Genomic DNA, 19,722 nt, shown 5'->3' with positions numbered 1-19,722 from the left:
AGACCGATTCCCTCCAGCGTGTCTACCTGGGCGGGTACACCACCTCGTCGGGCCTGCGCGCGGACGGAGGATTCGACACGGCCCTGGAGGACAACTCCCAGGGGGATGGCTTCGTGGCGAGGATGCGACTCGAGCCGGAGCCCGCCTTCGAGTGGTTCTCGTACGTCGGCGGGTCCGGAAAGGACGGCGTCCTCACGTTGCACGTCGACCACCGGGACCCGAACCGGCTCTACATAGGAGGGGACACCACCTCGCAGGACCTCCGGTATGCGGATGCCGGCTTCGACACGAGCGCGAATGGGGCGTTCAGGAACAACATGTTCCTGATGGCCGTGGACCTGAACGCCACGCCGGGAGGCGGTGCGACTCCGGATGGCGGCGGGGGAGGCACGAACCTGGAAATGGAGCCGCTGTCTCCGCTGGGCTGGTCCTGCGGCGCCAGTGGCACCAGCGGCGGAGCAGGGGCTTTCGCGCTCGGCACGCTCGCGGGCCTGGGGCTGCTCGTTTTTCGTCGGAAGAGAACGCTTCGTTCTTGAGGGCGATACCAGCGCCTTGAACTCGGCTCCACTGTGAGAGATTGGGCCCGTCCGGGCCCCGGCCCCGCGCTCCGTGGAGGAGGCTCTCGTGTCCCATCGTGTGTTCCGAATGCTGGCCGCGGCCGGCGTCCTCCTCGTGTCCTGGGTGGCGGTGAGCCAGCCGGGGTCTTCCGCGGCTGAGCCGCTCGTCCTCTGGAACACCTATCTCGGAGGGCCTGGGGAGTTCGATGAGATCCAGGCCATCCAGCAGAATGCCGAGGGGGACATCTTCGTCGTCGGGACGGTCGGCGCCGCTCCGGCCTCTCCCTCGCCAAACAGCCCCAATCGCTTCGGAGCGCTGGGGGGAGACAGCGACGTGCTCATCGCCAGGTTCCACGCGGATGGCGGGCTGGTCTGGTACACGCGGCTGGGCGGCACGGATGTGGATCTCGGCGAGGGGCTCGTCCTGGGTGAGCAGGGCGAGCTGTACGTCACGGGCACTACCCAGTCCCAGTCCATCCAATGGACACTGCCCGACGGCGGTCCGGGCAACAGCACCGCCTTCTCCTTGAGCTCCGCGGATGGTTTCGTGGCCCGGCTCGATTCCTCTGGAACGCAGCTCGACTGGCTCTTTCGCATCGGCGGGGCCGACAGGGACATGGTCCATACGATGATTCCAGGGCCCGATGGGCACCTGTTCATCGGAGGGATGACTCGCTCCAGCAACATCCTGGGGCCCAACCCCGTGCTCATCGAGGGTGAAGAGGGCTTCGTCACCCGCATCGATCCCCGCACGGCCAGGGTGGACTGGACCGTGCTCCTCTCCGCACCAGGCAATCAGGGGGTGATGGGCCTCGCCTACAAGGCGGATGGCACCCTCTTCGCCACGGGATACACCCAGGCTTCCGGTACCAGCACCTCGGATGCCTTGATCGCGCGAATCCCTGGCGCGAACACCAGCCCGGGTACTCCGGTGATTCGTTCTTACGGAGGCAGTGGGCATGAGACGGGGATCGCGCTGAGCCTGCCGCCCGGCACCGCCGAGGGACAGGTGGTGTTGTGGGGCACCACCTTCTCGCGCACCTTCCCCGGTGTCGGGGAGATCAAGGGTGACAGCGACATCTTCGCCGTGGCGTACGACGAGAGCGCGGGGGGCTTGTCTCCGGGCAGAGCGGCACTCTTCGGGGGCTCGGGACAGGACCAGATCCTCAGTCTGGCGACCGATTCGTCCCAGCGAATCTATCTGGGCGGGTACACCACCTCGTCGGACCTGCCCGTGGACGGAGGCTTCGACACCACCCTGGTGGACAACACCCTGGGGGATGGCTTCGTGGCGAGGGTCCGGCTCACCCCGGAGCCGGCCGTGGAGTGGGGGTCGTTCGTCGGAGGGTCCGGCGAGGACGATGTCTTCGCGCTGTGGGTCGACCCACGCAGTCCGGAGCGCCTCTACCTCGGCGGTGGCACCACCTCGAAGGACATCGCGTATTCCGACGCGGGCTACGACACGAGCCCCAATGGCGCGCTCTGGAACATGTACCTGCTGGGGGTGGATCTGGAGGCCACGCCGCCAGGGCCGCCGGTCACGCCGCCAGGGCCGCCGGTCACGCCGCCAGGGTCCCCGGTGTCTCCGCTGGGTTGGTCCTGCGGCGCCAGTGGCGCCAGCGGTGGGTTGGGCCCCCTCGCGCTCGGCTCGCTCGTCGGGCTGGCGCTGCTGGCCTCGCGCCGGAGGCCTCGCGCCTAGCGGAACATGTCCACGTGGGGGATGCCGTCCTCGTCGTACACGTCCCCCACCACGCGGAAGCCGAAGCTCTCGTAGAAGCGCTGGAGGTAGTGCTGGGCGCCGATTCGGATGGGGGTGCGCGGGTAGTGCTCCTCGATGAAGTCGAGCCCCTTGCGCACCAGCTCCCGTCCCTGGCCCAGGCGGCGGACGTTCGGGGCGATGATGACCCGGCCGAAGCTCACCTCGGGGTACTTCAGCCCCGGCGGCAGCACGCGGAGGTAGGCCTCGAGGGTGGGCGCTTCCGAGCTGCCCGTGGTGCCCAGCAGGTGGTGCGAGCCGCGGTCGTAGCCGTCGGCGTCCTGGTAGAGGGAGCGCTGCTCCACCACGAACACCTCCTGGCGGAGCGCCAGCAGGTTGTAGAGCTCGTCGAGCGTCAGCTCCGGGAACGTCTTCCACTTCCAGTGCGGCATGGCTCTCCTGTTCAGGCTCGGGTGTGGCCTAACGCTCCAGGTGCTTGGGGTCCAGCGTATCGCGTACGGCGTCGCCGAGCAGGTGGAAGCCGAGCACGGTGAGGGCCAACGCGAGCCCCGGGAAGAGGGCCACGTGGGGCGCGACGAGGAGGTACTGGGTGCCCTGGTCCACGAGTGCTCCCCACGAGGGCGTGCCCGGAGGCGCTCCGAGCCCGAGGAAGCTGAGCGAGGCCTCGGCGAGGATGGCGCCGGGCAGGGCGGAGGTGGCCTGGACGACGAGGGGCCCGGCGGCGTTGGGCAGCAGGTGGTGGAAGAGGATGCGCGTGTCGCTGGCACCGAGCGCCCGCGCGGCCTGGACGTAGTCGCGCTCGCGCAGGGTGAGCACCTGCCCCCGGGTCAGCCGTGCGTAGCCCGTCCACCCGGTGAAGCTGAGGGCGAAGACGACGTTGGCCAACGAGGGCCCCAGCACGGCGGTGATGAAGATGGCCAGGAGGGTGCCGGGGAATGCGAGCAGCACGTCGGTGAGGCGCATGAGCACCTCGTCCACGAGCCCGCCCACGTAGCCCGCGAGCCCGCCGAGCACGGTGCCCACCAGGGACGAGAGCGCCACGGCGAACACGGCGACGATGAGCGAGACGCGGGCGCCGTGCAGGATGTGGGTGAGCAGGTCGATGCCGTTCTCCCCCGCGCCGAGCGGGTGGCCCGGGCCGGGTGGGGCGAGCTCGGAGGCGAGGTCGATGGCCTCGGGCGCATGGGGACTGAGGACGGGGGCCAGCAACGCGGTGAGGACGAGCAGCCCCGCCACGGTGAGGCCGAAACGCCCACCCGGGGAGCGCAGGCGGAAGCGGCTCATGCGCGCCTCCGCACGCGCGGGTCGACGAGCGCATAGGCCACGTCCGTGAGCGCGTTGACGAGCACGTAGCAGCAGGTGAAGACGAGCACGGTGGCGCGCACGGTGTTGTAGTCGCGCCGCTCGATGGCGGTGAGCAGCAGGGTGCCCATGCCGGGCCAGGCGAATACCTTCTCGGTGACGAAGGCGCCGCCGAGAAGGGCGCCGAACTCGAGCCCCAGCACGGTGAGGATGGGCAGCAGGGCGTTGCGGAAGGCGTGCCGCCACAGCACCTGGAACGGGCCGAGCCCCCTGGCGCGGGCGGCGGTGACGTAGTCCTCGCGCAGCGCCTCCAGCATGGCGGCGCGAGTCATGCGCGCGAGGAAGGCGGCGAGCGCGGTGCCCAGCGTGAAGGCGGGCAGCACGAGGTGGCGCCAGGAGCCGGAGCCGGACACGGGCAGCCAGTCCAGCTTCAGGGAGAAGAGGATGATGAGCACCGGCCCGAGCCAGAAGCGGGGCAGGGCGACGCCGGCCACGGCCGCGCTCATGGCGGCGGCATCCACCGCGGTGCCCTGGCGCGCCGCTGCGGCCACTCCGAGTGGAAGGGCGAGCCCCACGGCGACGGCGAGGGCCGTGAGCGCCAGCAGGAGCGTGGAGGGCAGGGCCGCGCCGATGGCGGGCAGCACCTTCTTCTGGAAGGGCGGCAGCGAGGTGCGCAGCTCCCCGGTGAGGAAGTCCCGGGTGAAGTGCCACAGTTGAAGGTACCAGGGCTGGTCCAGGCCCACCGCGCGACGCAGGGCCTCGCGGTCCACCTGCGTGGCCTGCTCCCCGAGCATCACGTCGATGGGGTCCCCCGGCACGAGGTGGAGGAAGAGCGAGACGAGCAGCAGCGCGCCCACCAGGGCCACCGCAGCGGAGGCGAGCCGCCGTGTCATGGCTCCACCATCCTCGCTCGCGCCAGCGGGGTGAACATGCCGTGGGCGCTCGGCTCGAAGCCCTCCAGCCGTCGCGAGGCCACCGCCACGGAGTTCTCGTGCCACAGGGGCACCACGGGCACCAGGGCATCCAGCCGCTCCTGGACTCGTGCGTAGAGCACCGGGCGCTCGGAGGAGGAAGCGCGGCTGGCCTCGTCGAGCAGCGCGTCGAGCGGCCCGTCCCGCAGCGCGCCCCGGTTGAAGCCGCCCCAGTGGTTGGCCTCGGACGGCACGCTGCCCGAGTGGTACGCGCTGCGCATCAGGTCCGGCTCGATGATGGAGGCCCACTTGAGGATGAAGAGCTCGAAGTTGCCCCGGCGCACGTCGTTGAAGAAGGTGCCGAACTCGAGCGAGCGCACCTCCACGGCCACGCCACCGCGGGCGAGCTGCTCCTGGAGGACGAGCGCCACGGAGCGGCGGAAGCGGTCGGTGCTCGTCTTGAGCTGGAGCGTGAGGCGGGGCCTGCCCCGGGGGCCATCCGGGTCCGGGTAGCCGGCCTCGTCCAGGAGCCTCGCGGCCTCGTGGGGGTCGTACCGGCAGCCGGCGACGGGGGCCCAGGCCCAGTGGGTGCGCGGTAGCATGCCGTTGGCGGGCTCGGCCAGCCCGTGGAACTTGTAGGTGACGAGCGGCCCCACGTCGACGAGGTGGCACAGGGCCCGGCGCACCCGCGCGTCCGCGAGCGGTCCGGCGCGCAGGTTGAACCCCAGGTAGGCGAAGCCGGTGCCGGGTTTGGTGAGGACGCGCAGCGAGGGCTCCCGCTCCAGCGCGGGCAGCACCGCCGGGGACAGCGCGTTGAGGACGAGGTCCGCGCGCCCCTTGAGCAGCTCCAGCACCCGGGTCGTCTCGTCGCGCACCACGCGGAAGTGCAGCCGGGGAATGGCGGGTGCTCCCCGGTAGTGGCCCTCGAAGGGCACCAGCGTGAGGTGGTCCTCGTCCGGCTGGGACTCGAAGCGGAAGGGGCCCGCGCCGATGGGGGCCCGGCCCTGGGCCTCCTTGCCCGCGCCCGAGACGCGCTCGGCGGGCATGATGCCCAGGGACAGATCGGCGATCAGCGGCGCGAAGGGCTGGCGCAGGTGGAAGCGCACCGTGCGCGCGTCCACCACCTCCACGCGCTCGACGGCCGCGTACCGCTCCGCCCGGGGACTCGCGATGGCCGTGTCCCACAGGCTGTCGTAGGTGGCCTTCACGTCCTCGGCGGTGAGGGCGCTGCCATCGTGGAAGGTGAGCCCCGGGCGCAGGGTGACCTCCACGCGCGTGGGGGACAGCTCGCGGAAGGACTCGGCCAGCTCCGGCACGGGCGTGCCGCTGTCATCGCAGACGATGAGGCCCGGGGTGATGAGCTGGGCGATGCGCTGGCCCGTGGCCGACAGCGTCAGCCGGCTGTCCAGGCTCTCCGGGGGGGCCTCGATGAGCACGGTGATGCCCGGGGGCGGCCGCTCGGCACGGCAGCCGGTGACGAGCGCCACGAGGAGCGCCAGAATGGCGTGGCGAAGCAGCGGGGGCATCGGGGCCCTCTGTTGTGGCACAGCCGGAAGGGCCGGTCGAGCCGGTGGCTTGCCTCCCCGCCCGGGAATCGGGCGACCCGCTCTCCCAGTTCATTCTCATGGGAGGACCGCTTCGCCACTGCTTGTGGGAGACTATCGAGAGAACGTCGGGGGGGCGCTCGCGCGCCGATGCACCATGGAACATCGCAGACCCGAGGATCCTCGCAGCACCGCGGAGCTCATCGCCACCTCGTTGCGAGGCGAGCCGGATGACGATCGCGTCCTGGAGGCCCTCCACCTGCTCCATTGGCGTGGGACTCGTGACGTCCTCGAAGCGGCCGCGCAGTTGCTGTGCTCGCCCGTGCCCCGGGAGCGCGGCCGGGGCGCGGACATCCTGGGCCAGCTCGGCATCCCCGAGAGGACCTTCCCCGAGGAGTGCGTCCGATTGCTGCTGGAGCTGCTGCTCCGGGAGACGGAGCCCACGGTGCTCGAGTCCGCCGCGACGGCGCTCGGTTACTTCCGGGACCCGCGCGCGGTGCCCGTGCTCGTGAAGCTGAAGGCGCATCCGCGCGCGGAGGTGCGGTTCGGCGTGGTGCAGGGGCTGTCGGACCAGGAGTCCCCAGAGGCTGTCGCCGCGCTCATCGAGCTGTCGGATGACCCGGACGAGAACGTGCGCAACTGGGCCACCTTCAATCTGGGGACGCAGCTCGAGAGCGACACGCCCGCCCTGCGGGAGGCCCTGGTGCGCCGGCTGTCGGACTCCCAGGAGGAGATCCGCGGCGAGGCGCTCGTGGGGCTCGCGCGGCGCAAGGACCCCCGGGTGCTGGAGCCGCTCGTGGCGGCCCTCCACGCGTCGAACGTGCTGGTGCTGGTGGTCGAGGCGGCGGAGCTGCTCGAGGACCCACGCCTCCTTCCCGTCCTCCTCGAGCTTCGCGAGAGGCCGGGCGAGGCGGACGACTACTTCCGCCACGTGCTCGACAAGGTCATCCGGGGCTACGAGTCGCCGCCCCTCTGGTGAGTGCGTACTCTTACCCGGGTGGAGGTGACGGGCTCATGGCGAAGGTGACGGGAACGATCCTCGTGACGGGGGGCAACCGGGGTCTGGGACTCGAGGCGTGCCGGCAGCTCGGCCGGCTCGGGTTGAAGGTGCTGCTCGCGGCCCGGGACATCGCGTCGGGCGCGGAGGCCACCTCCGCGATGCACTCCGAGGGCCTCGACGTCACCTTCGAGCCCCTCGACGTCACCTCCCAGGAGAGCATCGACAACCTGGCGGACCGCCTCGGGCGGCAGAGCGTCCGGCTGGCGGCCCTCGTCAACAACGCGGGCATCGCCCTGGATGGCTTCGACGCGAGCGTGGCCGAGCGGACCCTCGCGGTGAACTTCTTCGGGGCGATGCACGTCACCGATCGCCTGCTGCCGCTGATGGAGCAGTCCGGCCGCATCGTCATGGTGTCGAGCGGGGCAGGGGAGCTGGAAGGGCTGGCTCCGGCGCTCCGGCGGCGCTTCGACCCGCCTCCTTCAAAGGAGGAACTGGTGTCGCTCCTGCGCTCCTTCGTCGAGGATGTGCGTGGGGGTGAGTACGCGCGGAAGGGTTGGCCGGGCTCGGCCTACCGGGTATCCAAGGTGGGCCTCAACGCGCTGACCCGTCTGCTCGCCGAGGAGCTGAAGGAGCGGCACCTGCTGGTGAATGCCGTCTGCCCGGGGTGGGTGAGAACCCGCATGGGTGGGGCCCAGGCCCCCCGAGGTGTGGAGGAAGGCGCGGACACCCTGGTCTGGGCGGCGACGCTGCCCCCGGAGGGACCGACGGGTGGCTTCTTCCGAGATCGCCGGGCCATTCCCTGGTAACTGGTCCACACAAGCTGGGCGCGCTTTGCCGCCTGGTGGAAGGCCGGGCACCCGGACGCATGTCGCCCCTTGGTGTCTCCCTTGCCGCACTGGATGCCCCCTCCCATAATGGCCGCCACCTTCCCCGGAGAGTACGTGCAGGTCCACCGAGCCAGAACCCTCTTGGCCGTGACGGCCGCTATTTTCGTCACGCTTCCGCGCGCGGGTGCCGCCGCGGATGACAAGAAGCGCGCCGAACGCGAGGCGCTCAAGGCCTCGCTGATGCAGGTGCTTCAACGCGACCCGCTCAACGCCAGTCGTGTGGGCGTTCATATGATGAGCCTCGACGACGGTTCCGTGGTCTTCAGCCACAACGCCGACGAGCTCCTCAACCCCGCCTCCAACGTGAAGCTGGTCACCTCGGCGGCGGCGCTGGTGACCCTCGGGCCCGAGTACCGTTTCGAGACCGAGTTCCTCGTGGAGCAGGAGTCCGATGGCTTCAAGGCCAAGACGCTCTATGTGCGCGGCAAGGGCGACCCCTCCATCAATACCGAGCGCCTCTACGGCATCGTCTCGGACCTCTTCCACACGGGCCTGCGCGAGGTGCAGGACATCGTCGTGGACGACTCGTGGTTCGACGCCGAGCGCACGCCGCCCGGGTTCGACCAGGAGGACTCGGACCGGGCCTACATGGCCCCCACCGGTGCTTTGAGCCTCAACTGGAACGCGGTGGGCGTGTTCCTGCGTCCCGGCGAGGCCGTGGGCGCCAAGGGCGTGGTGGAGATCGAGCCGCAGAGCGACTTCTTCGTGGTGGAGAACGCGCTGACGACCGGCAATCGCCGGGCCCGCCGCTTCTCGGTGGCCTCGGACGCGGCCGGCGCGCAGCAGAAGATCATCGTGCGCGGCCAGGTGCCCGAGGCCGGCGGCTACATGAGCGTGTACAAGAAGATCGACAACCCGCCCATGTACTTCGGCCAGACGCTCAAGCAGATGCTGGCCGCGCGTGGCGTCAAGGTGAAGGGCAAGGTGAAGCCGGGTGTCACCCCGCCCAAGTCGAAGCTCGTGTACGTGTCCCACTCGGACACCTTCGACGTCGTCCTCAAGCGCCTCAACAAGCTCTCCAGCAACTTCGTCGCCGAGACGCTCATCAAGACGATGGGCGCCGAGGGGCGGGGGGCTCCGGGCACGTTCGGCAAGGGCATCGACGTGGTGGAGGACTTCCTCGCGCGCGAGGTGGGCATTCCCCGCGGCACCTATGTGATGAAGAATGGCAGCGGTCTCAACGACGCCAACCGCTTCTCCGCCACGCAGTTGGATCGGATCCTCCGCTACATGTACGAGCGCTTCCCGCTCGCGCCCGAGTACCTGTCCTCGCTGGGCATCGCCGGCAAGGACGGCACGCTCAAGTACCGCTTCGATGGCACCGATGCCGTGGGGCGGCTGCGCGCGAAGACGGGCACGCTGGAGAACGTGTCGGCGCTCAGCGGCTACGTGCAGGCGGCCGGTGGGGAGAAGTTCATCTTCTCCATGATGGTGAATGACTACCCGGGCCGCTCCGGACCGGTGGTACGCGGGCTGGACGCGCTGGGCACGGCGGTGGCCTCGGTGGGCTCCTCCATGGGCCCGGGGCGCGCGGTGGCCGAGCTGACCAGTGGGGAGAAGTCCAGTGGCCCCTCGGCGGAGGTGTCCAGCCGGGTGAAGACGTACCTGGCGCTCGGCAGCCAGCGCGACTCGCGCAACATCGGCTTCCTGCGCACGGCGTGGCGCAGCGAGAAGGACCCCGCGGTGCGGGCGGTGGTGGCCGAGAGCCTCTACCAGTCCAACCCGCAGGACTACCTCGGGGTGCGCACGCTGCTGGACAGCTACTCGGCGGGCGCGGACGTGTACGGCCGGCTGCGCACGGTGGCGCGCGAGCTCTCGGTGGAGGTGCCCGGCCTGGGCAGCCTCGTGGAGCTGGCCGCCAGCGGCAACGCCGAGGCGCTCTCGCGCGTCATCGAGCTGGCCGGCGCCTCCGTGGGCGACGTGTCCTCCGAGGGCGAGATGGCCGAGGGCCTGGGCGCGGTGGCGCGCACGGCGCCGGAGGAGCTGGTGCAGGCGCTGCGCGTGGCTTCCAACTCGGACCGCGAGATGGCCACCACGCTGCTGGCGCGAGGGCTGAGCCAGTCGGGCGAGGCCGAGCACCCCTTCTGGAAGGGGCTGAAGAAGAGCTTCGGCTCCCCCGACGCGAAGCTGGCGGAGTTCGCCCGCGCGCTGGACGGCACGCTGTCGCGCAAGGTGGCCGAGGAGAAGGCGCCCAAGACGCAGCAGCTGGTTCCCACGCAGGTGGTGGCTCCGACCGCCGCCCTGCCCCTGGGGCCCGGCTCCATCGAGCGCACCGCCGAGACCCGGCCGGGCGGGTGAGCCCTGGTTGGCTCCTTCTGTTGGCCTCCAGGCAACCGGCTCCTGGTGGGTGAAACCCTGTTCAGGTGGGACTTAGCAGGTATGCTATAGGGCAAGCCGGATGCGGGCTATGGTGGCCGCATCCGGACGCATGTGACTGGCCCGTGGTGGGCCAGTCCTCGTAGAGAAAGGAAGGCGTCATGGCTGGAGGAGTCAACAAGGTCATCCTCATTGGCAACCTCGGAGCGGATCCCGAGGTGCGCTTCACCCCGGGTGGCCAGGCAGTCGCCAACTTCCGCATCGCGACCAGCGACACCTGGACCGACAAGAACGGCCAGAAGCAGGAGCGCACGGAGTGGCACCGCATCGTCGTGTGGGGAAAGCTCGCGGAGCTGTGCGGTGAGTACCTGAAGAAGGGCCGCCAGTGCTTCGTCGAGGGTCGTCTCCAGACGCGTGAGTGGACGGACAAGGAAGGCCGGAAGAACTACACCACCGAGGTGGTGGCCAACGGAGTGACCTTCCTCGGCGGCCGTGAGGGCGCCGGCGCGGGCTCCTCGGGTGGCGGTAGTGGCGGTGGTAGCCGTGGCGGCTACTCGCAGCAGCGCGGCGGGGGTCAGCCGCAGGGCGGGGGCTTCGACGACTACGGCCCGCCTCCGATGGGCATGGACGAGGGCGGTGGTGGCAGTGGCGGCAGCGGCGGCGGGGACGACGACATCCCGTTCTAGGCTGCGCGCTTCACCCGCAAGTAAAACGGCCGCTCCCGGGAGACCGGGGCGGCCGTTGTGCTTGCGGGACCTGGGGGCTTCTAGTGGTCGGTGGTTACGCCACGGGCCTGCATGATGCGCGCACGCTCCTGGATGACCTCCTCGGTGCCGCCCGCCTTGTACAGCGCGAAGAGGGCGCCCCAGCCCATGCCGAGGAGCACGAGGAAGACGCCGATGGACAGGGGCTCGAAGCGGCGCATGGAGCGCTCGGAGGCCACCAGCCCCCAGTACATGGCGAAGCCCTGGAGACCGTTGGCCAGGTGGTACGCCGTGCCCAGCACGCCCAGCGAGTAGACGATGATGGTGGGCGCGTGCCAGTGCATCTCGTAGGCGATGGCGGCGAAGGGCTCGCCCTGGCCATACACCAGCCGCGGCTGGAGGAAGGCCAGCCAGATGTGGGCGCCCAGGAAGCCCAGCACCCCGAGGCCCGCCGCGCGCTGAACGATGTACTTGAGGTTGCCGTAGTACGGGTAGGCCAGGTTGTTCGGCCTGAAGCTCTGGGGCCGCAGCCGCAGCAGGCCCCACACGGTGTGGATGAGCAGCGGCACCATCACGAGGATGAACGTGAAGGCCTGCGCATAGGGGTGCTTGTACTCCGTCACCGCCGTCTGCCAGGCCGCGCCACCATAGAAGGCGGCGAGGTTGTCCCACAGGTGGTTCACCACCCAGATGCTCAGCGGCACCACGGCGAGGAACGAGCCCAGGCGGGACTGGAGGAGCGGCGTCTTCTGGGAATTCGGAACGGCGGTTGCGGCGTGGGTGCTCATCGGTGCTCCGGACGTCAGACGGACGGACGGGGCGTTATAGCCCGGTCCCGCCACCGGGTAGGACTTTCTGCTATCAGCCCATGGCAGCCGGGGCGCACGGAGGTATCAGCCCCGGTGATGCTTCCCAGGAGGTCCCTCCGGTCGCCCCCCGGGCAAATGGAGGACCGGGCCTCAAGGTCATTGGCGAGCGGCGCGAGGGTGGGCAGGCTAGTCCCATACACCTATGGCCGATGAACTCGTCAGTGGACTGTTGAAGCAAACCGACCTGCGCGTGGTGCTCGTCACCGCGAGCGAGCTGTCCCGCCGGGCGCGCGAGCTGCACCGCTCCGCCACGGCCTCGGCTTTGCTGATGGCACAGGGGCTGACCGCCGGTGCCCTGCTCGCCTCCCTTCAGAAGAGCGACTCGCGCGTCAACCTCCAGCTCGAGTGCGACGGGCCCCTGCGCGGCCTCTTCGTGGACGGGGACACCACGGGCGTGCTGCGCGGCTACGCGAAGAACCCGCTCATCACCCACGTGGGCAACGAGGGCGAGTACCACTGGCGCCCCGCGCTCGGGAACAAGGGCTTCCTCTCCGTGCTGCGCGACCTGGGCGGCGGCGAGTACTACCGCTCCTCGGTGGAGCTGGAGAGCTTCGACCTGGCCAGGGACCTGGAGCGCTACTTCACCATCTCCGACCAGCTCCCCACGCGCGTCTACCTCTCCGTGCTGCCGGCCCGCGGCGACGGCGCCGCCGAGCCGCTGGGCACTGTCGCCGGCCTGCTCCTCCAGCCCCTGCCGAATGGAGACCAGGAGGCCTTCCGGGCGCTGGGTGACAAGCTCGCCCAGCAGTTCGAGCCCACGGTGCGGGCCCAGTCCAGTCAGGGCGCGCTGGGGCTGCTCAAGGCGCTGGTGCCCCAGGCGGACCTGGAGGTGATGTCGCGCTATCCCGTTTCCTTTACTTGTAGCTGCAGCAAGGATCGGGTGAAACGGGCCCTGTTGTCCCTGGGCCGCGACGAGCTGGAGGACATCCTCGCCACGGACGGCAAGGCCGAGGCCGACTGCCACTTCTGTACGACGCATTACGTCGTCGACGGAGAGGAGCTGCGCGCGCTGTTGGCGGAGCTGGTCTCGGCCTCGAATTGAGCGGGGTGGGACAGGGCGGGCGAGCAGGCTCGGTCGGGGGTGGCGGGGCTGCGCTCGCCAGGGTATGAGGGCACGTCACCTCACTCTCCGGAGTCCTCGCCGTGGCCACCAAGCGGGCAACGCCCAAGGCAGCTCCCCAGACTGCTCCCAAGGGCGCGAAGGGAAAGCCTACCCAGCAGCAGGTGGAGAAGCTCGTCTCCATCCCATCCGACATGATCCTCGCGCCCCAGGTGGAGGCGCCCCGTCAGCTCACCGGGAGGGACCAGTCGAGTCAGCAGCGGAGCGTCCAGGAGCTGACCTGGGCGGAGTTCGACCGCGCGGTGCATGCGCTCGCGGCGACCATCGGCAAGTCCTTCAAGCCCCAGGCCGTGGTGGGCGTGGCGCACGGCGGCGTGTTCGTGGGCGGGGCGCTCTCCAGCGCGCTCGGCTGTGACTTCTACCCGGTGCGCATCAGCCGCCGCAGCCGGGACAAGGGCACCACCAAGCCGAAGCTGAGCGGGGAGATGCCGAGCGAGCTCAAGGGCAAGCGCGTGCTCATCGTGGACGACGTCGCCTCCAGCGGCGACACGCTGGAGCTGGCCACCGCCCTGGCGCGGAAGGTGGGCGCCAAGGAAGTGAATACCGCCTCCCTGGTGGCCCGCCCCGGTGGCTTCGCCCCGGGCTTCTGCGCGCTGCCCACCGATGCGCTCGTCGTCTTCCCGTGGGACTACGAGGCCGTCACCGAGGACGGGCGCTTCGACGTGGACCCGGACAAGGCAGGGGCGTGAGCCGAGGGGAGCACCGGGCGAGATGATCATCGGTACCGCGGGGCACATCGATCACGGCAAGACGTCACTGGTCAAGGCGCTCACCGGTATCGACACCGATCGGCTGAAGGAGGAGAAGCGCCGGGGAATCACCCTGGAGCTGGGCTTCGCGCACCTCCAGCTCGACGACGGCACGGTGGCGGGCGTGGTGGACGTGCCCGGGCACGAGCGCTTCGTCAAGGCGATGGCCGCGGGCGCCGGCGGGGTGGACCTGGCGGTGCTGGTGGTGGCCGCGGACGAGGGGGTGATGCCCCAGACGCGCGAGCACCTGGACATCTGCCGGTTGCTCGGCGTGAAGGCCGGCGTCATCGCCCTCACCAAGTCGGACCTGCTGGCCGAGCTGGGCGCGGAGTGGCGCGCGCTGGTGGAGGCGGACCTCGGCTCGCTGGTGGCGGGCACCTTCCTGGAGGGCGCGCCGGTGGTGCCCGTGTCCTCGAAGACGGGCGAGGGGCTGGCCGACTTGCGCGCCGCGCTCACCCGCGCCGCCAGGGGACTGCCCTCGCGCCCCGCCGAGGGTCCCGCCTTCCTCCCGGTGGATCGGGCCTTCACCATCAAGGGCTTCGGCACGGTGGTGACGGGCACGCTCTTGTCCGGCACCTTCGCGGTGGAGGATGCCGTCTCGCTGTTGCCGGGGCTGCCCGGCCCCCTGCGCGTGCGCGGGCTCCAGATGCATGGCGAGGCGGTGCGGAAGGTGGCGGCGGGCCAGCGCACCGCGGTGAACCTGACGGGCGTGGAGCCCGAGGCGATCGCGCGCGGCATGGTGCTGGTGAAGGCTGGCGAGGTGCCCGAGACGCGCATGCTGGACGTGGAGCTGAGCCTCCTGCCCGCGGCGGAGACGGCGCTGCCCAAGCGCCGCAAGCTGCTGGTGCACCTGGGCAGCGCGCAGGTGGAGGCCACGGTGGCGCTGTTGGATTTGGAGAAGCTGGAGCCCGGGGAGACGGCGCTCGCGCAGCTTCGCCTCTCCGAGCCGATGGCGGCGCTGCCGGGCCAGCGCTTCATCCTCCGGGGCTCGCGGGTGCTGCCGGGCCGGGGCGCCACGGTGGCCGGCGGGCGCGTGCTGTCCATCACCCCGCCGCGTCGCCGCAAGGGGGGCTCCGAGGTGGTGGCCCCGCTGCTGGAGGCGGACGCGGGAGGGCAGGTGGCGTGGCTGCTGCGCCAGACGGGCTACCGCGGCCTCACGCAGACGGAGCTCTTCGCGCGCTCGGCGCTGGCGCCCAAGGTGCTCTCCCGGGCGCTGGAGTTGCTCGGCGCACGGGGCGCGGCGCTGCTGGTGGACCGGGAGCGGCGGCTCTACCTCTCGGGCGAGGTCTTCGAGGGCCTCCAGGCGCGCGGCCTGGCGCTGCTGGCCGCCTTCCATGAGCGCGAGCCGTTGCGCGAGGGCCTCTCGCGCGAGGAGCTGCGCCAGCGTCTCTCGGGCGAGCTGGATGCGCGCGCCTTCGCCCGGGTGGTGCAGGCGCTGGTGGACGCGGGGAAGGTGGAGGTGGACAAGGAGGTGGTGCGCCTCAAGGGGCGCGGTCGCACGCTCACCGTGGATGAGTCGGCGGCGCGGGCGCGGTTGGTGGCGGACCTCTTGGCCGCGGGCCTCGCACCTCCCACGCTCAACGAGCTGGCCCAGCGGCTCCACTTGCCGGCGCCGAGGGTGCAGGAGTTGTTGAAGGTGGCGATGGTGGAGGGGAGGGTGGTTCGGGTGAGCGAGGAGCTGTACTTCGACGCGGGAGCGCTGGGGGGGCTGAAGGAGCGTCTGGTCGCCCACCTGCGGGAGAACAAGGAAATATCCACCCAGGCCTTCAAGGAACTGGTGGGCCAGAGCCGGAAGTTCGTCATTCCCCTCTCGGAGTACTTCGACCGCGAGAAGGTGACGCTCCGGGTCGGAGAGAAGCGGGTACTGCGGCGCGCATGATGACGAGGCCCTACAGCGAGGCCGCCCTGCGGTCCCTTCTCGAGTCGTTCGGCAACCCCATGTACGTGGCCCGGGAGGGCCGGGTGTGGGCGGCGAACGAGGCCTATTGCGAGATGTTGGGGCTGGAGCGGGCGCAGGTGGAGGGCCGCTTCATGCTGGACTTCGTCCACCCGGAGGACCGGGCGCGCCTCGAGGTGCGCTACCGCCAGCGGCAGGAAGGCCAGCTGGTGGAGGCGGACCCCCGGCGCTACCTGCTGCCGCCCACCGCGAACCGGGGCGTGCGCGAGGTGGCCACCCACGTGCAGGAGGTGGAGCTGGAGGGGCTCGGTCGGGCGCACCTCATCAACTGCCTGGTGCTGGGAGCGCGTCCGGCGGAGCTGGAGCTGGCCGAGCGACTGGTGGAGACCTCGGCGGAGCTCGTCGCGGCGCGCTCGGAGGAGGCGGTGCGGCGGGTGGCGCTGGCGGGCCTCACGGGCGCGAGCCTCTCCGCGCGCTTCCTGGTGCGAGAGGGCCAGGGCTTCTCCACGCCTGAGGGGGAGGCTCCCCTGGGGGACGCGGCCCTGGGGCTGCGGGCGCTCGCCGAGGGACGGCCCGTCTTCGGCTCCGTGCCCGGCCGCGATGCCACGCACGTCTACCTCCCGCTCGGCACCACGCTGTCGGAGGTGCTGTGGGTGGAGGGCCGGGGGCTGTCGCCCTCCTTCGGCTCGGTGCTGGCGCTCTTCGCCAAGGTGGTGGGGGCGGCCCTCACGGACGCGCGGCTGCTGGCGGACGTGGAACGGGGCCGGTGGGAGATGGTGGCCGTGGCCGAGGCGGCGCGCTTCGTCGCCCAGACGGAGCCGCCCTCGCCCGAGGACTTCCTCTCGCGCATGGCCTCGCTGCTGAACGCGGACGCCGTGCTGTTGTACGTCCCCGAGTCGTCCCAGGGCGAGCTGGCCCTCTCGGCCCAGGTGGGCCTGGACGGGGAGCTGCCCTCGGTGCTCGCCGCGCCCCTGGGAGGCATGTCGCCGTCCGCGGTGGCGGTCCGGGGCGCGGTGCTCTCCACCGAGGCCGAGGAGTGTGCGCTGCTGGCGGCCTCCAGTGGGCGCCTGGGCAGTGGCGCGGCGGTGCGCCTGTTCAACGGCGGCCACCCACGCGGACTCCTCCAGGTGCTGCGGCCCTCGGGGCGCCCCTTCAGTGGGGCGGATCTGCGGCTGCTGGGCACGCTGTCCGAGCTGCTGATGACGCTGCTGGAGCAGCGCCGCCTGCGCTCCGAGTCCACCCGGCAGCTCGCCGACACGCGCCTGCTGCTGGACCTGGCCCGCACCACCACCGCCACCCTGGAGGTGGCCAGCATCCTGGATGTGGCCTCGGACTTCCTCGTCAAGCTGCTGGACGTCTCCAACTGCTTCATCCTCCTACATGACGAGCAGGCCGGGGTGCTGCGCGGTGCTGCCGCCTCCGCCACCCACCGCGACTTCTTCCGCGGCGTGGTGATTCCGGTGGACGACCCCATCAGCATCGCCGCGCGCGTGGCCCGCGAGCGCCGGCCCATCGCCATCTCGGACCTGTCGAAGGTGGTGGAGTTGGAGCAGCGTGAGTTCGTCCGCCGCTTCGAGGAGAAGGCCCTGCTGGCCTTGCCGCTCACCTCGCGCGAGGAATTCATCGGCGTGGTGCTGCTGGACGACACCCGCCGTCCGCGCGCCTTCGACCCCCCCCTCATCGAGCTGGCCGAGGCCACGTGTGGGCAGATCGCCCTGGCCATCGCCAACGCCCGTCTCTACGAGTCGCTCTGGGCCTCGTACGCGGAGCTGGCCGCCGCCCGCGCGGAGATGGTCCAGCGCGAGCGCCTGATCGCGCTCGGCGAGCTGTCCGCCATCGTGGCCCACGAGGTGCGCAACCCCCTGGGCGTCATCTTCAACGCGGTGGCCTCGCTGCGCCGCATGCTCAAGGCCGAGGGCGACGCGGGCATGCTGCTGGACATCCTCGCGGAGGAGTGCGACCGGCTCAACCGGGTGGTGCGCGACCTGCTGGTCTACACCCGCTCGCGCAAGGCCATGCTGCACCTGGAGGATGTGCTGGGCGTGCTCCAGGATGCCACGGACGCCACGCGCGCCCTGCAAGACGGCAACAACGCCCCCGTCACCTTCTCCATCGAGGTGGAGCCGCAGCTGCCGCGCGTGCCAATGGACCGGCACCTCATCCATCAGGTGCTCGTCAACGTGCTCGTCAACGCCGTGCATTCCATGCCGCAGGGGGGCACGGTGCTGATGCGGGCCCGCCGCGAGACGCATGGGAGCCGCGAGATGTTGCGCATCGACGTGGCGGACCAGGGCTGCGGCATTCCCACCGAGCTCCTCCACCGGGTCTTCGAGCCCTTCTTCACCACCAAGGCCCAGGGTACGGGCATGGGGCTGGCCGTGGTGAAGCGCAACATCGATGAGCACAATGGGGAAGTCTCCGTGGAGAGCGCCCCGGGACGTGGCACCACCTTCACCCTCCGTATTCCCCTCACCCAGCCGACGAGTTCGCCGTGACCGACGCACCGACTCCACTTGCTCGTGGTCGCATCCTGGTCGTGGACGACCAGCGCAACATGCGCGCCACCACCGCGCTCCTCCTGCGCTCCGAGGGCTACGACGTCCTGGAGGCCGCCGCTGGTGAGGAGGCGCTCGGCGTGCTCTCCGGCAGCGGGGTGGACCTGTTGCTGACGGACCTGAAGATGGAGCCCATGGACGGGCTCACCCTGCTCAAGCGGGCGCTGGAGGTGGCCCCGCGCCTCCAGATCATCATGATGACGGCCTTCGGCTCCATCGAGAGCGCGGTGGAGGCCATGCGCCTGGGGGCGTACGACTACGTCACCAAGCCCTTCAAGGAGGGCGAGCTGCGCTACCGGGTGGAGCGCGCGCTGGAGCGGGCCCGGTTGTTGTCGCAGGTGGGGCTGTTCGCCGATGAGTTCAACGAGCGCCATGGCCTGTCGGCGCTGGTGGGCAGCAGCCCGGCCATGCGTGAGCTGACCTCGCGCCTCCAGCGGGTGGCGCAGAGTGATGCCACGGTGCTGGTGCAGGGCGAGAGCGGGACGGGCAAGGAGCTCGTCGCCCGCGCGGTGCATGCGCACAGCCGGCGCAAGAACAAGCCCTACGTCCCCGTCAACTGCGCCGCCATCTCCGAGACGCTGCTGGAGAGCGAGCTGTTCGGCCATGCCAAGGGCGCCTTCACCGGCGCGGTGCGTACCCGCAAGGGCCTCGTGGAGGAGGCGGATGGGGGCACCCTCTTCATCGACGAGGTGACGGAGACGACGCCCGCCTTCCAGTCCAAGCTGCTGCGCACCCTCCAGGACGGTGAGGTGCGGCGTGTGGGCGAGTCCACGGCCGTGCGCGTGGACGTGCGCATCGTCGCCGCCACCAACCGGGACATCGAGCTGGAGGTGCGCGAGAAGCGCTTCCGGCAGGACCTCTACTACCGGCTCAACGTGGTGACGCTGCGGGTGCCGCCCCTGCGCGAGCGCCTGGAGGACGTGCCCGCGCTGGCCATGCACTTCCTCAAGCGCGCCAACGCTCGCAGCCCCAGCCCCCGGCGCCTGTCGGAAGCGGCGGTGGAGCACCTGAAGGGCTACAGCTTCCCTGGTAACGTGCGCGAGCTGGAGAACCTGGTGGAGCAGGCGGCGGCACTGGCGGAAACCGAGGAGCTGCAGCCCGAGGACTTCCCCCTGCGCCCCAACGCGCGCGTGGACGCCATCGGTTCCCTGGGGGCCCCGCCCTTGTCCGCTACACCCGGCTCCCGGAGGCCCACGCTGGCCGAGGCGGTGGAGGAGGCCGAGCGGCGCGCCATTGTCCAGGCCCTGGAGACGCACGGGATGGACTTGAGCAGCGTCGCCGAGGAGCTGGGCGTCTCCTCCACCACGCTGTGGCGGAAGATGAAGCGCCTCAACCTCCGTTCGCTCGGGCCGGAATAGCGGGACCGAGGCGGATTTGCACAGCTGCAAGGGGATTGCAGGGTTGCAATGCCCGATTGCAGAGTTGCAATGCCAGGACGGTCCCCGCACGCCTCTTGAAGTGCCAAGTATCTGAAATTACTGGCTTCTGAGATTCCGGAGAGGCTGGCACGGCGCCTGCTAACGCCTGGACCCGGAGCACATCGAAGCGAGGCGGAAGGTGGTTCCCCCCCACCCCCTACAGCCCTTCCGGTGAG

At 70.6% G+C, this 19,722-nt stretch carries 16 protein-coding genes; 11 read left to right on the top strand and 5 right to left on the bottom strand.

What is annotated here, in order from left to right; genetic code table 11:
• A partial coding sequence (locus VF794_RS03140; RefSeq protein ID WP_331107557.1) for an MYXO-CTERM sorting domain-containing protein occupies positions 1–536 on the top strand: 536 nt, incomplete at its 5' end.
• A gap of 88 nt (positions 537–624) precedes the next feature.
• Entirely contained in the window at positions 625–2,256 is a 1,632-nt protein-coding gene (locus tag VF794_RS03135; protein WP_331107555.1) for an SBBP repeat-containing protein, read from the top strand.
• Here VF794_RS03135 and VF794_RS03130 read toward each other — a convergent pair.
• From VF794_RS03130 to VF794_RS03115, 4 genes are read right to left on the bottom strand one after another with little or no spacing between them, the layout of a single operon-like run.
• Positions 2,253–2,705 (bottom strand): GNAT family N-acetyltransferase, encoded by a 453-nt coding sequence (locus VF794_RS03130; protein WP_331107553.1) that lies wholly within the window; start codon positions 2,703–2,705, stop codon positions 2,253–2,255. The genes VF794_RS03135 and VF794_RS03130 overlap by 4 nt on opposite strands.
• A gap of 28 nt (positions 2,706–2,733) precedes the next feature.
• Complete coding sequence (locus VF794_RS03125; protein ID WP_331107551.1) at positions 2,734–3,558, bottom strand: ABC transporter permease; 825 nt, start codon at positions 3,556–3,558, stop codon at positions 2,734–2,736.
• Complete coding sequence (locus VF794_RS03120; RefSeq protein WP_331107549.1) at positions 3,555–4,469, bottom strand: ABC transporter permease; 915 nt, start codon at positions 4,467–4,469, stop codon at positions 3,555–3,557. The genes VF794_RS03125 and VF794_RS03120 overlap by 4 nt, the downstream gene beginning before the upstream one ends.
• Positions 4,466–6,013, bottom strand: a complete 1,548-nt coding sequence (locus VF794_RS03115; RefSeq protein WP_331107547.1) for an ABC transporter substrate-binding protein — start codon at positions 6,011–6,013, stop codon at positions 4,466–4,468. Before VF794_RS03115 ends, VF794_RS03120 begins: the two co-directional genes overlap by 4 nt.
• Positions 6,014–6,188: 175 nt before the next feature.
• On the opposite strand from VF794_RS03115, the gene VF794_RS03110 reads away from it, so the two are divergent.
• From VF794_RS03110 to VF794_RS03095, 4 genes are all read left to right on the top strand, one after another.
• Positions 6,189–7,010: a HEAT repeat domain-containing protein gene (locus VF794_RS03110; protein ID WP_331107545.1), complete on the top strand. Its 822-nt coding sequence runs from the start codon at positions 6,189–6,191 to the stop codon at positions 7,008–7,010.
• 35 nt (positions 7,011–7,045) lie between these two features.
• On the top strand, positions 7,046–7,837 hold the full coding sequence (locus VF794_RS03105) for an SDR family oxidoreductase (RefSeq protein WP_331107543.1): 792 nt from the start codon (positions 7,046–7,048) through the stop codon (positions 7,835–7,837).
• Between the two features lie 135 nt (positions 7,838–7,972).
• Positions 7,973–10,216: a D-alanyl-D-alanine carboxypeptidase/D-alanyl-D-alanine endopeptidase gene (gene dacB, locus VF794_RS03100; protein ID WP_331107559.1), complete on the top strand. Its 2,244-nt coding sequence runs from the start codon at positions 7,973–7,975 to the stop codon at positions 10,214–10,216.
• A gap of 179 nt (positions 10,217–10,395) precedes the next feature.
• Positions 10,396–10,920 carry a single-stranded DNA-binding protein gene (locus VF794_RS03095; protein WP_331107541.1) on the top strand — a complete coding sequence of 175 codons (525 nt, stop codon included), beginning with the start codon at positions 10,396–10,398 and terminating at the stop codon, positions 10,918–10,920.
• An 80-nt stretch (positions 10,921–11,000) separates the two neighbouring features.
• Here VF794_RS03095 and VF794_RS03090 read toward each other — a convergent pair whose 3' ends face one another.
• Entirely contained in the window at positions 11,001–11,726 is a 726-nt protein-coding gene (locus tag VF794_RS03090; RefSeq protein ID WP_331107539.1) for a succinate dehydrogenase, read from the bottom strand.
• Between the two features lie 223 nt (positions 11,727–11,949).
• On the opposite strand from VF794_RS03090, the gene VF794_RS03085 reads away from it, so the two are divergent.
• The 5 genes from VF794_RS03085 (at position 11,950) to VF794_RS03065 (ending at position 19,486) form a co-directional block, all read left to right on the top strand.
• Positions 11,950–12,849, top strand: a complete 900-nt coding sequence (locus VF794_RS03085) for an Hsp33 family molecular chaperone HslO (protein ID WP_331107537.1) — start codon at positions 11,950–11,952, stop codon at positions 12,847–12,849.
• Between the two features lie 101 nt (positions 12,850–12,950).
• A complete protein-coding gene (locus tag VF794_RS03080) occupies positions 12,951–13,616 on the top strand; it encodes a phosphoribosyltransferase (protein ID WP_331107535.1) in 666 nt (221 codons plus the stop codon).
• Positions 13,617–13,638: 22 nt separating this feature from the next.
• Positions 13,639–15,555 carry a selenocysteine-specific translation elongation factor gene (selB, locus tag VF794_RS03075; RefSeq protein ID WP_331107533.1) on the top strand — a complete coding sequence of 639 codons (1,917 nt, stop codon included), beginning with the start codon at positions 13,639–13,641 and terminating at the stop codon, positions 15,553–15,555.
• Positions 15,552–18,068 carry an ATP-binding protein gene (locus VF794_RS03070; RefSeq protein WP_331107531.1) on the top strand — a complete coding sequence of 839 codons (2,517 nt, stop codon included), beginning with the start codon at positions 15,552–15,554 and terminating at the stop codon, positions 18,066–18,068. The genes selB and VF794_RS03070 overlap by 4 nt, the downstream gene beginning before the upstream one ends.
• Positions 18,069–18,109: 41 nt before the next feature.
• On the top strand, positions 18,110–19,486 hold the full coding sequence (locus tag VF794_RS03065; protein WP_414640865.1) for a sigma-54-dependent transcriptional regulator: 1,377 nt from the start codon (positions 18,110–18,112) through the stop codon (positions 19,484–19,486).
• Positions 19,487–19,722: the final 236 nt, after the last annotated feature.

The sequence above is a fragment of the Archangium sp. genome (assembly GCF_036389735.1).
GTDB lineage: Bacteria > Myxococcota > Myxococcia > Myxococcales > Myxococcaceae > Archangium.
This window is presented reverse-complemented; position numbering and strand designations above follow the sequence as displayed.